At 66.2% G+C, this 12,631-nt stretch carries 15 protein-coding genes; 9 read left to right on the plus strand and 6 right to left on the minus strand.

Annotated features, from left to right (window positions below):
* Nucleotides 1–71: 71 nt before the first annotated feature.
* Nucleotides 72–989, minus strand: coding sequence for a carbohydrate ABC transporter permease (locus AC1DBE_RS09335; protein ID WP_476877943.1), 918 nt, complete (start codon nt 987–989; stop codon nt 72–74).
* Entirely contained in the window at nt 986–1,939 is a 954-nt protein-coding gene (locus AC1DBE_RS09340; RefSeq protein ID WP_476877942.1) for a carbohydrate ABC transporter permease, read from the minus strand. Before AC1DBE_RS09340 ends, AC1DBE_RS09335 begins: the two co-directional genes overlap by 4 nt.
* Nucleotides 1,940–2,171: 232 nt before the next feature.
* On the opposite strand from AC1DBE_RS09340, the gene AC1DBE_RS09345 reads away from it, so the two are divergent.
* From AC1DBE_RS09345 to AC1DBE_RS09380, 8 genes are all read left to right on the plus strand, one after another.
* Nucleotides 2,172–3,287: a P1 family peptidase gene (locus AC1DBE_RS09345; RefSeq protein ID WP_476970343.1), complete on the plus strand. Its 1,116-nt coding sequence runs from the start codon at nt 2,172–2,174 to the stop codon at nt 3,285–3,287.
* A gap of 169 nt (nt 3,288–3,456) precedes the next feature.
* Nucleotides 3,457–3,678 carry a translation initiation factor IF-1 gene (infA, locus tag AC1DBE_RS09350; protein ID WP_009358723.1) on the plus strand — a complete coding sequence of 74 codons (222 nt, stop codon included), beginning with the start codon at nt 3,457–3,459 and terminating at the stop codon, nt 3,676–3,678.
* A 69-nt stretch (nt 3,679–3,747) separates the two neighbouring features.
* Nucleotides 3,748–3,861 carry a 50S ribosomal protein L36 gene (rpmJ, locus tag AC1DBE_RS09355; protein ID WP_009358722.1) on the plus strand — a complete coding sequence of 38 codons (114 nt, stop codon included), beginning with the start codon at nt 3,748–3,750 and terminating at the stop codon, nt 3,859–3,861.
* A gap of 185 nt (nt 3,862–4,046) precedes the next feature.
* Entirely contained in the window at nt 4,047–4,421 is a 375-nt protein-coding gene (rpsM, locus tag AC1DBE_RS09360) for a 30S ribosomal protein S13 (protein ID WP_476877940.1), read from the plus strand.
* A gap of 100 nt (nt 4,422–4,521) precedes the next feature.
* Nucleotides 4,522–4,923 carry a 30S ribosomal protein S11 gene (gene rpsK, locus AC1DBE_RS09365; protein WP_066436904.1) on the plus strand — a complete coding sequence of 134 codons (402 nt, stop codon included), beginning with the start codon at nt 4,522–4,524 and terminating at the stop codon, nt 4,921–4,923.
* Nucleotides 4,924–5,049: 126 nt separating this feature from the next.
* Nucleotides 5,050–6,060, plus strand: coding sequence for a DNA-directed RNA polymerase subunit alpha (locus AC1DBE_RS09370; protein WP_024366109.1), 1,011 nt, complete (start codon nt 5,050–5,052; stop codon nt 6,058–6,060).
* Nucleotides 6,061–6,135: 75 nt separating this feature from the next.
* Nucleotides 6,136–6,699 (plus strand): 50S ribosomal protein L17, encoded by a 564-nt coding sequence (gene rplQ / locus AC1DBE_RS09375; RefSeq protein ID WP_476970344.1) that lies wholly within the window; start codon nt 6,136–6,138, stop codon nt 6,697–6,699.
* Nucleotides 6,700–6,730: 31 nt separating this feature from the next.
* Nucleotides 6,731–7,621 (plus strand): tRNA pseudouridine synthase A, encoded by an 891-nt coding sequence (locus AC1DBE_RS09380; protein WP_476877938.1) that lies wholly within the window; start codon nt 6,731–6,733, stop codon nt 7,619–7,621.
* Nucleotides 7,622–7,627: 6 nt separating this feature from the next.
* Here the strand turns inward: AC1DBE_RS09380 and AC1DBE_RS09385 are convergent, their stop codons facing one another.
* The gene (locus AC1DBE_RS09385; RefSeq protein ID WP_476970345.1) at nt 7,628–9,253 is read right to left on the minus strand and encodes a sensor histidine kinase; all 1,626 of its coding nucleotides are present in this window, start codon (nt 9,251–9,253) and stop codon (nt 7,628–7,630) included.
* A gap of 253 nt (nt 9,254–9,506) precedes the next feature.
* Between AC1DBE_RS09385 and AC1DBE_RS09390 the strand changes: the two genes are divergently transcribed.
* Nucleotides 9,507–10,265, plus strand: a complete 759-nt coding sequence (locus tag AC1DBE_RS09390) for a response regulator transcription factor (RefSeq protein WP_476877936.1) — start codon at nt 9,507–9,509, stop codon at nt 10,263–10,265.
* On the opposite strand, the gene AC1DBE_RS09395 is transcribed toward AC1DBE_RS09390, so the two are convergent.
* From AC1DBE_RS09395 to AC1DBE_RS09405, 3 genes are all read right to left on the minus strand, one after another.
* Nucleotides 10,262–10,723, minus strand: a complete 462-nt coding sequence (locus AC1DBE_RS09395; protein ID WP_476877935.1) for an Hpt domain-containing protein — start codon at nt 10,721–10,723, stop codon at nt 10,262–10,264. The two genes, AC1DBE_RS09390 and AC1DBE_RS09395, sit on opposite strands and share 4 nt — an antisense overlap.
* An 85-nt stretch (nt 10,724–10,808) precedes the next feature.
* The gene (locus AC1DBE_RS09400; RefSeq protein WP_476970346.1) at nt 10,809–11,690 is read right to left on the minus strand and encodes a type II secretion system F family protein; all 882 of its coding nucleotides are present in this window, start codon (nt 11,688–11,690) and stop codon (nt 10,809–10,811) included.
* A 7-nt stretch (nt 11,691–11,697) separates the two neighbouring features.
* Nucleotides 11,698–12,630 carry a type II secretion system F family protein gene (locus AC1DBE_RS09405; RefSeq protein ID WP_476903105.1) on the minus strand — a complete coding sequence of 311 codons (933 nt, stop codon included), beginning with the start codon at nt 12,628–12,630 and terminating at the stop codon, nt 11,698–11,700.
* Between the last annotated feature and the right edge of the window lies 1 nt (nt 12,631).

The raw sequence follows: 12,631 nt of genomic DNA on the forward strand, positions 1-12,631 counted from the left end.
CCTCTCAAAACGTGCTGACGTGGTGTGCTGTATTAGGTACGGGGTCGGTGGGGTCTCTGGCGGGCCGTGGCTTACCCGGTGACGCTGCCCTGGGTGAGGCCGGCCACGATGTAGCGCTGCAGGGCCGCGAAGACCAGCAGGATCGGAACAATCACCAGGACCGCTCCGGCCATCAGGATGCCCCAGCCCGAGCCGTTGCCTTCCGAGTTCTGCAGCAGGGTCAGGCCCACCGGCAGCGTCATGGTTTCCGGGCGGTCGGTGATGATGAGCGGCCAGATGTAGTCGTTCCATTCGCTCACCACGGTCACGAGGGCGACGGTGGCGATGGAAGGACCGGAGACCGGGACCACCACCTGCCAGAGGCGGCGCCAGTGTCCGGCGCCGTCGATTTCGGCGGCCTCCAGGATGGAGCTGGGCAGGGTCATGAAGTGCTGGCGGAGCAGGAACGTGCCGAAGGCGGTGCCGAGCCCGGGAAGGATGATGCCCCACAGGGTGTTCTTCCCGCCCATTCCGGCGATCAGGATGTAGTTCGGCAGGATGGACACCTGCGGCGGCACCATCAGCGCCACCAGGATCAGGATGAAGATGACGTTCTTGAAGGGAAACCGGACGAAAACCAGGGCGTAGGCCGTCAGGATCGCCAGGATCACCTTCACCGTTGCGCCTACCGTGGTCACAATCAGGCTGTTGACGAAGAACTGTGCGAACGGCACCGTGGTCATCGCCACGTGGTAGTTCTCCAGGTTCAGTCCCTGCGGCAGGATCTTCAGGTCGGTCGTGACGATCTCACCGGGCTGCTTGAAGGAGCTCAGCACCATCCAGAGCAGGGGGACCACCACCACCAGCGTGGCGAGGACCAGGGGAACGTAGCCGCCGGCGATGGTCTGGGCCAGGTTGGCGCGGGAGAACGGCCGGTGCCGCGGAAGCGGAGCGTCGGGTCCGGATGCGGACGCGGCGGGATCGGGATTCACGGGGGAGAGCGTGCTCACGAGTAGTGCACCTTCCGTTCGACGAACCGCACCTGCAGCACGGTGATGATCAGGAGGATCGCGAAGAGCACCACGGAAATGGATGCCGAGTAGCCGGCGCGGTTGAACGCCCCGAAGGCCTGCAGGTAGGCCTCGTAGATCAGGGTGGACGTGCCGTTGCCCAGCGGGGTCATGATCCGGATCAGGTCGAAGGCCTGCAGCGAGCTGAGCATGGTGGTGATGAGCAGGAAGAACGTGGTGGGGGACAGCAGCGGGACGGACATGCTGATGAACCGGCGGAAACCGTTCGCGCCGTCCAGGGAGGCGGCCTCCATCACGTCCTGCGGAAGGGACTGCAGGCCGGCGAGGTAGACCACCGCACAGTAGCCGAGGTTCTTCCAGACGTAGACGATGATCACCATGACCAGGGAGAGCTGGGGGTCGTTGATCCACTGCGGGCTCTGCTGCCCGATCCCGCGCAGCAGCCAAGCGAGCACGCCATAACCGGGGTCGAAGATGAACAGCCACACCAGGCCGACGCCGACGCCGCTGAGCACGTAGGGCGCGAAGACCGCGGACCGGGCGAAGGTGGTGCCGCGGACCTTGGAGTTCAGGGCGAGGGCCACCAGCAGTCCGAGCACCATGGATCCGCCGACAGTGACGACGGTGAAGATGGCAGTGGTTCCGAGCACCTTGGGGGCGTCGGCGCTGGTGAAGAAGTTGATGTAGTTCTCGAACCCGACCACCGTGGCGGAGGCGGATCCCAGCGTCCAGTCGAGCGTGGAGTAGTAGATGTTGTTGATCAGCGGCAGGTAGGTAAATACCGCGATCAGGGCCAGGTTCGGGAGGGCCAGCGCGAGGAAGACGAGGAAGTCCCTGCGGGTCCGGGCGGACCAGCGTCCCCGGCGCGGGCCCTGCGTGACGGCCGCTGCTGCAGAGCGCACGGGGCTGTCGGTCAGTTGTCTAGTCATAGGGTCTCTAACGGATCCGGGCCTGCCGGTGGCAGGCGGTTGGGCGGGGGACCATGAATACTTCACCACACGGTGAATGGGTGGAACCCCGCACAAGGCCTTGTCAGAGCTTTGTTATGTCAGGCTTCCTTGCCCGTTTACCTGTTGTTGGTTGCAGTATTCCATAACGTTCGCCGGCGTTCCGGGAGAAGGTGGCACCTGTTTTCGCCGGCCAGCGGGACACAATGGAGCCATGACAGCTATTACGGACGTGCCCGGTGTCCGGGTGGGCCATGCCTCGAGGATCGGCGACGGATGGTTGAGCGGCGTGACGGTGGTGCTGCCCCCGCCCGGAACCGTCGGATCGGTGGACGTGCGCGGCGGCGGCCCGGGAACACATGAGACGGATGCCCTCGACCCGACCACCCTGACCAGCGCCGTCGACGCCGTGGTCCTGACCGGCGGGAGTGCCTACGGGCTGTCCGCCTCCCACGGTGTCCAGCGCTGGTGCGAGGAACAGGCGCGCGGGTTTGCCGTCCCCGGAGGCGTGGTGCCGATCGTCCCGGCCGCGGCGATCTTCGATCTGGGTCGCGGCGGCGACTTCGCTGCCCGCCCCGACGCCGCCATGGGGTACGCGGCCGCCGTCGACGCCGCGGCCCGCAAGGACGGGCACGACGTCGAACGCGGCAACGCGGGGGCGGGCACCGGCGCCCTGATAGGCAGGGGACAGTACAAGGGAGGAATAGGCACAGCCTCGATCACCTTGAACAACATCTCGCCCGACGGCCCTGTCGTCATCGGCGCAATAGCGGTGGTGAATGCGCTGGGACTGCCGTTCAGCACATCGAGCGAGCGGGTGGAGCCTGACACGGAACCGGAGCTGGCGGCACATCCGGAACCCGGAAGCGTGCGTCTAAGCAGGGGCCACGACGGTGGGGTTTCCTCACCGAGCTTGCGAGGGGAGGGAGCCGGTGGGGAGGAACGAGCGAGCACGCGGAGGGTTTCGGATGCGCCGCCGGCCGGGCATGGCCCGCCGCCCGCGCTGAACACCACCCTCGTCGTCGTCGCGACCAACGCCGTCCTGGACAAAGCCGAGTGCAAGCGCACCGCATCGGCAGCCCACGCCGGCCTCGCCCGGGCCCTCAATCCAAGCCACACTCTGGCCGACGGCGATACCGTGTTTGCGCTGGCGACCGGGGCCGTACCACTGGACCGCGGTACCGAGGCCACCCGGCAGGTGAGCCTGATTACCCTGCAGAGCGCGGCAGCCGACGTCGTACGGCTGGCCATTCTGGACGGGGTCGCCGCGGCGGCCGGGGTGGAGACCCCGGCGGGGCGTTTTCGTGCATACGGGGGCGGAGTGCGCTAGCATGGCTGGATTTAACATTCGGCCCGTAATGCCGTAGTGTTGACTGTTGGTTGTCTGCCCTGTTGTGCCCTTTTGTGGCCTGGCGGCTGCAGCCAAGCAATCAAAAAACGTCCGCAGTGATCGTCGGTGCAAGCCGGAGGGGCTGCGGCAACAACAGTTAGCGGAGGGTATGGCCAAGAAGGACGGGGTCATTGAGATCGAGGGCGTTGTGACTGAGGCGCTGCCTAACGCGATGTTTCGCGTTGAGCTCACCAACAAGCACATCGTTCTGGCACACATCTCTGGAAAGATGCGCCAGCACTACATCAGGATTCTCCCTGAGGACCGGGTAGTGGTGGAGCTGAGCCCTTACGACCTGACACGTGGTCGTATCGTCTACCGCTACAAATAAACACTGGGCGGCCGAGGCAACAGCCAAGGGCCGTTCCAGCTGACCAACTGCAACACGCAAAGGAACGCCATGAAGGTCAAGCCGAGCGTCAAGCAGATCTGCGAAAAGTGCAAAGTGATCCGCCGTAATGGCCGGGTCATGGTGATCTGCGAGAACCCGCGCCACAAGCAGCGCCAGGGCTAATTTCCCTCACCGGAAATCCCTGGGTTGCTAACCCACGCAAGTAAATAAAAAGGCAGCACAAGCTGATCTGGGACATTGAGCACTAACGAGTCCGGACAGCTAACCCCCGGTCGGAGGCTGGGGCCGTACGGATTGTACGGGTGTACTGCCTACGACCTCCGGTTTATTCAAGGAGCACTGCCACTATGGCTCGTCTCGCTGGCGTAGACATTCCCCGCGAAAAGCGGCTGGAAATTGCGCTTACTTACATCTACGGCGTGGGCAAGACCCGTGCACACGAAACCCTGGCTGCCACCGGCATCAGCGCTGACGTTCGGGTCAAGGACCTGACCGACGCCGAGCTGGTCCAGCTGCGTGACTACATTGAAGGCAACTACAAGGTTGAGGGTGACCTTCGCCGCGAGGTAGCCGCCGACATCCGCCGCAAGGTCGAGATCGGCAGCTACGAAGGCCTGCGTCACCGCAAGGGCCTGCCCGTACGCGGTCAGCGTACGAAGACCAACGCCCGTACCCGCAAGGGCCCGAAGCGTACCGTCGCCGGCAAGAAGAAGACCCGTTAATCCCCACTTGCTCCCTAAAATCGCTGGCGCGATTTCAAGGAACCCGGCAAGTGTGGGCCCCTTAAACGGACTTCCCCAATAACTTTCTGTAGGAGAAAAAATGCCCCCGAAGACTCGTGGCGCGGTTCGCAAGCCGCGTAAGAAGGACAAGAAGAATATCGCGCTGGGCCAGGCGCACATCAAGAGCACCTTTAACAACACCATCGTTTCCATCACGGATCCGAGCGGTGCCGTCATCTCCTGGGCCTCGTCCGGTGAAGTTGGCTTCAAGGGCTCCCGCAAGTCCACTCCGTTCGCCGCCCAGATGGCCGCCGAAGCCGCCGCAAAGCGTGCGCAGGAGCACGGCATGCGCAAGGTCGACGTATTCGTCAAGGGTCCGGGCTCCGGACGCGAGACGGCCATCCGTTCGCTGCAGGCCGCTGGCCTTGAGGTTGGATCCATCCAGGATGTAACCCCCAGCGCGCACAACGGCTGCCGCCCCCCGAAGCGCCGCCGCGTCTAAGACCTAACCGGAGCTTGCCCGGACCCTTGCCGGTCCGGGCAAGCCCAGCCGCGTTAAGTCTCCAGACCGATCTTTCCACCACCTGTGTTGCGTCATATAGCGGATGCTCGCCGAAAGGAAACCTAAGTGCTCATTGCACAGCGCCCCACCCTCTCCGAAGAGGTCGTCTCCGATAACCGTTCCCGTTTCATCATTGAACCGCTGGAACCGGGCTTCGGTTACACCCTCGGAAACTCCCTCCGCCGTACCCTGCTCTCCTCCATCCCCGGTGCCTCTGTCACGAGCATCCGGATCGATGGCGTGCTGCACGAGTTCACCACGGTTCCGGGTGTCAAGGAAGATGTCACCGAGATCATCCTGAACATCAAGAACCTGTCGGTCTCCTCCGAGCACGACGAGCCGGTTGTTGCCTACCTGCGCAAGCAGGGCCCGGGAGTCGTCACCGCCGCGGACATCGCTCCGCCGGCCGGCGTCGAATTCCACAACCCGGATCTGCACATCGCCACGCTGAACTCGAAGGGCAAGTTCGAACTCGAACTGACCATCGAACGCGGCCGTGGCTACGTTTCGGCAGCTCAGAACAAGTCCGGCGACTCCGAGATCGGCCGCATCCCGGTCGACTCGATCTACTCGCCGGTGCTGAAGGTTACTTTCCGCGTGGAAGCCACCCGTGTTGAGCAGCGCACCGACTTCGACAAGCTCATTGTCGACGTCGAGACCAAGCAGGCCATCGCCCCGCGCGATGCGGTTGCTTCGGCCGGTACCACCCTGGTGGAACTGTTCGGTCTGGCCCGCGAGCTGAACACGGCAGCTGAAGGTATCGAGATTGGCCCGTCGCCGACGGACGCTGCCCTGGCAGCTGACATGGCACTGCCGATCGAGGATCTGGACCTCACCGTCCGTTCCTACAACTGCCTCAAGCGTGAGGGCATCCACACCGTGGGTGAACTCGTTGCCCGCTCCGAGGCTGACCTGATGGACATCCGCAACTTCGGTGCGAAGTCCATCGATGAGGTCAAGGCGAAGCTCGTTGAACTGGGTCTGTCCCTCAAGGATTCCCCTCCCGGTTTTGACCTCGCAGCCCGCGCCGCAGCCATCGAAGAGGACGACGCCGCTTTCAGCGACGACGAGCTCTAAAACAGATCTTGGCCAGCAGGCTGGACGCACCGCAGCGTGCACAGCCCGCCGGCTTCCATATTAGGAGAAATAGTTATGCCTACCCCCACTAAGGGTCCGCGCCTCGGAGGCGGCCCGGCTCACGAGCGTCTGATGCTCGCGAACCTGGCAGCCGCACTGTTCGAGCACAAGCGGATCACCACCACGGTGACCAAGGCCAAGCGACTGAAGCCGTACGCCGAGCGCCTGGTGACTTTCGCCAAGCGTGGCGACCTGGCTTCCCGCCGTCGTGTGCTCGGCCTGATCAGCAACAAGGGCGTCGTCCACGAGCTGTTCACCGACATTGCACAGGCAGTGGAGAACCGCGATGGCGGCTACACCCGCATCACCAAGATCGGCAACCGCAAGGGCGACAACGCTCCCATGGCTGTCATCGAACTGGTTCTCGAGCCGGTTTCCGCGAAGCAGGCCGTCGTAGCCGAGGCTACCTCCGCTGCGAAGCGCGATGCGGACAAGAAGGACGCTGACAAAGCTGAAGCCGCTCCGGTCGCAGAGACCGAAGAGGCTCCGGAAGCTGAAGCTGCTCCTGAAGCTGAAGTAACCGAAGAGGCTCCGGCCGCTGAGGAAGCAGCCGCTGATTCCGAGAAGGACGCGAAGTAATTCGCTAACACGTTCTTATAGACTTAGGTCTATGAACGAGCTCAAACCCGCTGCCCCCGTATTGGGGGGCGGCGGGTTTTTGCGTATCCGGCTGGACTTGTCCTACGACGGCGGCCCCTTCAGCGGGTGGGCGCTGCAGCCCGGGCGCCTCACGGTGCAAGGCGTCCTGGAGGAGGCGCTGGCCCTCCTGATCCGCCGCCCGGTCCGGGTCACCGTAGCCGGCCGGACCGACGCCGGCGTGCACGCCAGGGGGCAGGTGGTGCACCTGGACCTGGCCGAGACCGAGTGGCGCAGCCTGAGCCGCGGCGCGGAACTGGACCCCGCCGTCGCGCTCCTCCGGCGGCTGAGGGGTGCCCTCAGCCGGGGCCTGGGCGATCTCAGCGGGTCGATCGAGGTGCACCGGGCGGCGGTGGCTCCTGAAGGCTTCGACGCACGCTTCTCGGCCCTGTGGCGGCGCTACAGTTATCGGATCGCCGACGGGCCCGCATTGTGGGACCCGCTGGGCCGGCATGCGACGTTGTGGCACAAGGAGCAGCTGGATACCGGCCTCCTCAACGACGGCGCCTCCCGGTTGCTGGGGCTGCAGGACTTCCGTTCGTACTGCAAGCCGCGGGAGGGTTCCACCACCATCCGGGAACTGCAGCGGTTTGAGTTTGCGAGGGGCACCGACGGGGTCATTGTGGTCACGGTGCAGGCGGACGCGTTCTGCCACAACATGGTCCGGTCACTGGTGGGCTCGGCTCTGGTGGTTGGGGCCGGGGCGGAACGGCCGGAATGGCTTTACGAGCGGCTCATTGCCCGGCAGCGTGATGCCCGGTCAGTGCTGGCCGCCCCGCACCCGCTGGTCCTTGAAGAAGTGGCGTACCCGTCGGCCAGCGGATTGCTGGCACGGGCCGAGCTGACGCGCGCCCGCCGCAGCTAGGGACCGCTAGAACGGACGGGGTGCGCCCTCGGCCGGCAGTTCCATGGTGAAGGTGCTCCCGTGCCCGGGGAGCGTGCTGCACGTAATGGACCCGCCGTGGCCCTCCACGATGGCCTTGGTGATGGACAGGCCGAGCCCGGCCCCGGGGATCGCGCCCTCCCGCACCGCGGGGCTCCGGAAGAAACGGGTAAAGACCTTCTCTGCGTCGGCCGCCGTCATGCCGATCCCGCTGTCCTCGACCGCAAGGAGCACCCGTCCGTCGTCCGCCCGGGCCGAGACTGTCACCTCTCCGCCGTCGGGCGAATACTTGATCGCGTTGGAGACAAGGTTATCCAGCGCCTGGCTGATCCGCAGCGGGTCCACGTTCGCCCACAACGGCGCGGGCACGTCCATGGCCAGCGACACCCGGGACGCGTGCGCATGCGCCTGCGCGGAGCCGAGGCTCGCCTCCACCAGGCCGGCGAGGTCGGTCCTGCGGGGATGGATGTGGACCGCCGAGCTGGCGGACATCAGGAGGTCCGAGACGAGCGACAGCAGCCGTTCGGCATTGCGCTGCGCCACTTCGATCCGGCGGAGGACCGGCGGCGGCAGTTCGTCTCCCAGGACCAGGTCCAGATTGCCGATGATCGAGGTTAAGGGTGTCCGGAACTCGTGCGAGACGGTGGCGACGACGTCCTCCTTCGCGGCGAGGGCGTTGACCAGGCCCGTGACCTCGTTGTACACGACGACGGCGCCGCGGAAGTCGCCGTCGTCGTTCTGCAGCGGCCGGGCACCCGTGGACACCACCCGGCTCCCGGGGGCTTCCCCGAAGCAGACCAGGTGGTCCGCGAAGGATTCGCCGTCAAGGGCCCTGCGGAGCGGGCGCCGGTGCGGCGGCAGGGGCGTGGACTGGTCCGGTCCGGCCAGCAGGAGCCGGTCGTCCCAATCGGGATCTGCGGGGTCGGCCGGTCCGGGCGGTCCGGGGTGGCCGCCGGGCACCGCGGAGGCCTCCAGCCGGGCCTGCCAGCTGTTGGTCAGCAGCCGCCGGCCGTCGGCCCCGACGGCCACAATGCCGACGTCGACCGTATCCAGGATGGTGTTCAGCAGCCCTTCGCGTTCACGGCTTTGAGTGAGCAGGGCCTGGAGCTCGGCCTCCTTGGCCAACACCTTGCGCTGCTGGCGCCGCAGTTGGGCCTTGGCGTACTGCATGGCCAGCCCAACGGAAAGGGTCATCAGTGCCAGGAGTACCACTGTGGCAATCCGGCCCGCACGGTCCTCGGCTGCCGCGGCGAAGAGCCAGGGCAGGCCGGCTGCCAGTGGGCCGAGGAAACTGAGTGGCAATGCGACGGCGGGGGAGAGCCGTGAGGCGGAGATCCAGACGATGGGCAGGACCGACAGGACACCCAGGCCCGGGAGTTCGTCGGCAGCCGCTGCCCGGCTGAAGCCGATGGCGGCCAGGTCCACCACGGGAATGGCCAGCGGAGCGAGGGCCGGAAGCCGTTGCCACGGGACCGTGATGCAGGCCAGTGCTACGACGGCATGGATGGCCAGTGCCGCCTGGCCCCAGCCGGTGGCCAGGTGCAGCGCCCACGCGGCGGGTGCAGCAGCCAAGCCGGCGGCCAGCAGCGCCGTGAGCGGCAGCTGGCTGGCCACGACCCGCGATCGGGGTTTCAGATCCCCGAAGGGACGGGACAGGTTTGGGCCACGAAACAACCGTTGGTTATCCAATGACAGGCGCCCCTTCCTCGCATCTGGAGTTTACATGGCTGTCATAGCTGCTTGACACTAGTCGGATTTTTGTTGCCCTATTTCTGCGCCGCGGACTGGAATCCCTGCCGCCGATCGGTATGGTGGCAGTAAGTGCGCAAACCGTGTCCCTTGGGACAGCATCGATTGTGAGGGTGGCATGACTGACCTTGGGGTGGCCGTCGTTGTTGAGGACGATGCGGACGTTCGCAACCTGGTGGAAGCGGTGCTCCGGCAGGCCGGCTTTGAGGTGCATTCGGCCGGCGAGGGCCGAGAGGGAGTCGACGTCGTCCGGCGCCGGGAAGCCAGCGTCGTCACGCTGGACGTGGGCCTCCCGGACATCGACGGCTTTGAGGTGCTGCGGCGGATCCGGCAATTCAGCGACGCCTATATCGTCATGCTGACCGCCCGCACTGATGAGCTGGATACCCTGACGGCCCTGCACACCGGGGCCGACGACTTTTTGACCAAGCCTTTCCGGCCCCGCGAACTCCGCGCCCGGGTGGCGGCGATGATGCGCCGCCCGCGGACCAACACCCAGGGCGCCCTGACCGGGGCGCAGGCCGGCACCCCTGCTGCTGTGATCGACACGGTCCTCCGGCACAACGGTGTTGCCCTGAATCCGGACACCCGCTCGGTGGCCGTCGACGGTGAGCCGCTGGCCCTGACCCGCAGCGAGTTCGACCTCCTGCACGCACTCCTCCGCGGCGCCGGAGCCGTGAAGTCCAAGGCCGAGCTGGTGCGGGTGGTGCGGGGCGAGTATTACCGGACCGATGCGTACATCAGCGAATCCGACGAGCGTGCCGTTGAAGTGCACATCGGCAACCTGCGGCGCAAGCTGGGGGAGGACCCGGTACATCCGCGCTGGCTCCAAACGGTGCGCGGCGTCGGCTACCGGCTGGCGCCACTTCGCGCCTAGCGTTCCTGGTGGATGTAGCTGTACTGCAGTTCGTCCACGGTTTCGCTGCCGCGCGCGGCAACGTCGCCCAGGAGGGACTCGGCGTACTGAAGGTTTCCGGCCCGGATGGCCGCTTCAAGCCGGCCGGCGAGTTCGGCCAGCCGGAGGCCGCCGACCATTGACGAGGACGTCTTGAGGCTCAGTACGGCATCAAGCGCGGCCGCCTGGTCCCGGCGGTCCAGGGCCCCGGCCAGGGAGTCATACCGCTGGTCCCACATTTCGGCGTAGTCCCGGGCGAAGCCCTGGGCCACGGCGGTGCTGTTCAACTGCTCGCTCAGATCCTGCAGCGCGGCCGGGTCCACCAGCGGCGCGACGCCGGCTTGGGGGAGCGTCAGCCCTGCGCCGGCGGCGGCGGGGGCGTCGGCGGACAGCGGAGTGCCCACAATTCCGTCGTCGGGGCCAGCAGCTAAAAGGGACATGCCACTACGGTACCCGCTGTCCGGGACCGACGCCGCCGGCGGCCGGGTATCCTGCGGAAACCTTGCGGCTATCCTTATCCGGTCCTCAGTGGCCACTGAATGTCTGGATAGCGTTGATCACGGCGGGTCCCAAAATTGCGATAAAAAGGACCGGGAAGATGAAGAACAGCAGGGGAAACAGGATGGTGACCGGCAGCTTCATGGCCTTCTCCTCGGCCCGCTGGCGGCGCTTGACCCGCATCACCTTGGCCTGGATCCGGAGCACCCGGCTGATGGCGATTCCGTACGTGTCCGCCTGCACCACTGCCTGGACGAAGCTGCGCAGCTCCGGGATGTTCGTCCGGGCCGCGAGGGCCTGGTAGGACTCCCTCCGGCTGCGGCCCACCTGCATGTCCTGCAGGGTGCGGACCAGTTCCTCGGCCAGCGGGCCCTTGCCGTTCTCTCCGGCGCGTGCCATGGCGCCTTCAAACCCCAGCCCGGCCTCGACCGAGATCAGCATCTGGTCCAGGGTGTTCGCCAGTTCGAGCTGCATGATCTTCTGCCGCTCCTGGCCCTTGCTGTAGAGGAGGAGGTCCGGAATGAAGTAGCCAAGGAGCATCACGAACAGGCCCACCAGCTTCAGCAGTGGCGCGGGGGTGCTGGCCAGCCACAGGCCCAGGAGCGCACCGACCAGTCCCAGCAGCGGCTTGGCGGCGAGCACCCGGCCGAGGGGGAGCGATGCCGGGCGGCCGGCGAGGGACAGCAGCCGGTCCAGCTTCCGGATATAGGCCGGGGGCGTCAGCCGGTAGCCGAGGCGCTCCAGCAGGGCTTTGTGCTGCGGGGCGCTGGTTTCGGCGGGGCCGGCATCCTGGACGAGCATCTGCCGGATGGCGCGCTGGGACTTCCGGTCCACGGACAGCAGCGACCACACCAGGTAGGCCAGCGGAAGGCAGATCAGCAGGAGGGCCAGCAGGACGAGGGGACTCATGCTCGCCTCAGAACTTCAGGTCGATGATCTTGCGCATCCACAGACCACCGATCGTCATCAGGATCACGGAAGCCGCGATCATGCCCCAGCCCAGCGGGTTGGTGAACATCACGTTCATGTACCCGGGGTTGACCAGCATCAGCATGAGCACGATGCCCACCGGCATGGCCATCAGGATGTACGCGGAGAACTTGCCCTCGGCCGCGAGGGACTTGATGTGCCCCTTGATCTCGCTGCGCTCGCGGATGGTTTCGTTCACCTGGTCCAGCACCTCCGCGAGGTTGCCGCCAACCTCGCGGTTGATCTGGATGGCCTGCGCGATCCAGACGAAGTCCTCATTCCGCATCCGGTCCGCTGTGTCGCTGAGGGAGGCCAGCAGGTCGCGGCCCAGGGAGGTTTCGGTGATGACCCGGCGCATCTCCTCGGCGGTGGGGCTCTGGGATTCGCTGCCTGCGGCGTCGATGGCGCGCAGGATGCTGTGCCCGGCCCGCAGGCCGCCGGCCAGCAGCTGCAGGGTGTCGCTGAGCTGGTCATCAAATTTGGCGCGGCGTTTCCCGGTCAGGACCGTGAGGACCAGATGGCCGGCGAGCGGGGCAAGGAGGACCAGCAGGAAGGCAAGCAGGAGACCGCCGACGACGAAGCCGGCCAGGGCCGCCACGAAGGCGCCGACGGCCAGGAGCACGTAAAAATCGCCCTGGCCCATCCTCAGCCCGGCTTGTTCCAGGGCATCCCGGTTGAAGAGCCGGACTTTACGCTGGGCGAAGAAGCCATCGGCCATGCTGACCGCGGACCCTGCGAAGCGGCTCAGCGAGGAATCCTGCGCGGCCGCGACGGGCCGCCTCCGGTCCAGCGGGACGCGTGCGGTTCCCGGCGACAGGATCGCCACGGCCAGCAGCAGGAGGGCAGCGGCCAGCAAGAGTGCGCCGACTGTCAGTGCCATG

This window comes from Arthrobacter sp. 10T416, from assembly GCF_056394165.1.

Excerpts from the sequence above, each read along its gene's own strand:
- AC1DBE_RS09395 (WP_476877935.1), bottom strand. The coding sequence starts at position 10,723 with ATGTCCCTTTTAGCTGCTGGCCCCGACGACGGAATTGTGGGCACTCCG.
- rpsK (WP_066436904.1), top strand. The coding sequence starts at position 4,522 with ATGCCCCCGAAGACTCGTGGCGCGGTTCGCAAGCCGCGTAAGAAGGAC.
- rpsM (WP_476877940.1), top strand. The coding sequence starts at position 4,047 with ATGGCTCGTCTCGCTGGCGTAGACATTCCCCGCGAAAAGCGGCTGGAA.
- rplQ (WP_476970344.1), top strand. The coding sequence starts at position 6,136 with ATGCCTACCCCCACTAAGGGTCCGCGCCTCGGAGGCGGCCCGGCTCAC.
- infA (WP_009358723.1), top strand. The coding sequence starts at position 3,457 with ATGGCCAAGAAGGACGGGGTCATTGAGATCGAGGGCGTTGTGACTGAG.
- AC1DBE_RS09340 (WP_476877942.1), bottom strand. The coding sequence starts at position 1,939 with ATGACTAGACAACTGACCGACAGCCCCGTGCGCTCTGCAGCAGCGGCC.
- AC1DBE_RS09400 (WP_476970346.1), bottom strand. The coding sequence starts at position 11,690 with ATGAGTCCCCTCGTCCTGCTGGCCCTCCTGCTGATCTGCCTTCCGCTG.
- AC1DBE_RS09390 (WP_476877936.1), top strand. The coding sequence starts at position 9,507 with ATGACTGACCTTGGGGTGGCCGTCGTTGTTGAGGACGATGCGGACGTT.
- AC1DBE_RS09345 (WP_476970343.1), top strand. The coding sequence starts at position 2,172 with ATGACAGCTATTACGGACGTGCCCGGTGTCCGGGTGGGCCATGCCTCG.
- AC1DBE_RS09380 (WP_476877938.1), top strand. The coding sequence starts at position 6,731 with ATGAACGAGCTCAAACCCGCTGCCCCCGTATTGGGGGGCGGCGGGTTT.
- rpmJ (WP_009358722.1), top strand. The coding sequence starts at position 3,748 with ATGAAGGTCAAGCCGAGCGTCAAGCAGATCTGCGAAAAGTGCAAAGTG.
- AC1DBE_RS09405 (WP_476903105.1), bottom strand. The coding sequence starts at position 12,630 with ATGGCACTGACAGTCGGCGCACTCTTGCTGGCCGCTGCCCTCCTGCTG.